The sequence below is a fragment of the Spirillospora sp. NPDC046719 genome (genome assembly GCF_040645715.1).
Taxonomy (GTDB): domain Bacteria; phylum Actinomycetota; class Actinomycetes; order Streptosporangiales; family Streptosporangiaceae; genus Spirillospora.
Genome location: NZ_JBEYYT010000942.1, coordinates 1 through 1,086, shown reverse-complemented (window position 1 = coordinate 1,086; position 1,086 = coordinate 1). Strand labels below are relative to the sequence as shown.

Annotated in this window: 1 protein-coding gene; it reads left to right on the top strand. The window is 35.4% G+C overall.

Annotated features, from left to right (window positions below; all coding sequences use genetic code 11):
• Nucleotides 1-993, top strand: a 993-nt coding sequence (locus ABZ914_RS51740) for a phage portal protein (RefSeq protein ID WP_500201865.1), incomplete at its 5' end; no start/stop codon positions are given.
• Nucleotides 994-1,086 lie beyond the last annotated feature (93 nt).

The window sequence follows — 1,086 nt, the reverse complement described above, 5'->3', positions numbered from 1 at the left end:
TTGTATCAAGACGAAGAGACACAAACTAATGTTGTTTATAATAGTCCAGAAAATATGTTTATGGTCTATGACGATACAGTCAAACAAGAGCCTTTATTTGCCGTGAGATATGGTGTTGACGAGGACAAAAAACTTCATGGAGAAGTTTATACTCTACTTGAAACTATTAAAATCAGCGGAGAAAATGATGAGATTAGTTTTGGAGAAAAGACTTACAACCCATATCCAGATTTGCCAGTTGTAGAGTTCTATTTCAACGAAGAACGGATGAGTATCTTTGAATCTGTTATTTCATTAGTCAACGCTTTTAACAAAGCAATTAGTGAAAAAGCAAATGATGTTGATTATTTCAGCGATCAGTACTTGGCATTCTTAGGTGCTGCAGTTGAAGAAGAGGACTTGAAAAACATTCGTAGTAACCGTGTTATTAATTATTATGGCGAGAGTTCCGAAGCGAAAAATGTAGATGTTAAATTCTTAGAAAAGCCGGATAGTGATTCTCAAACGGAAAATCTATTGGACAGATTGACTAAATTAATCTTCCAAACAACAATGGTTGCGAATATCTCTGATGAATCTTTCGGGTCATCAAGTGGTGTCTCGTTAGCTTACAAGCTTCAAGCAATGAGTAACCTAGCTTTGTCATTTCAACGTAAGTTCCAATCTTCTTTGAATAGTCGATACAAACTATATTGTGAGTTAAGTACGAACGTTTCAAACAAAGATGCTTGGAAAGATATTGAGTACACCTTTACACGTAATGAGCCTAAAGATATTAAAGAGCAAGCCGAGACTGCTAATATTCTTATGGGAATTACAAGCCAAGAGACTGCTTTGAGTGTCATTTCTGTTATTCCAGATGTCCAAGCTGAAATGGAAAAAATCAAAAAGGAAGAAGTTTCTACAGCTATCTTTGACAAGGACAAGCAATCTAGTGAAAAGGGAACAGTAGTTCCTGAAACGAACGAGGAGGTAACCAATGCCCAAGATTAAAGTTGAAGCTGTAGTAAAGCAGCGCCTATTTTACAGATTCAGTATTATTAAAATAAGATTTATCTCTTTTTTCAATAAGCAACTTGCATCTAA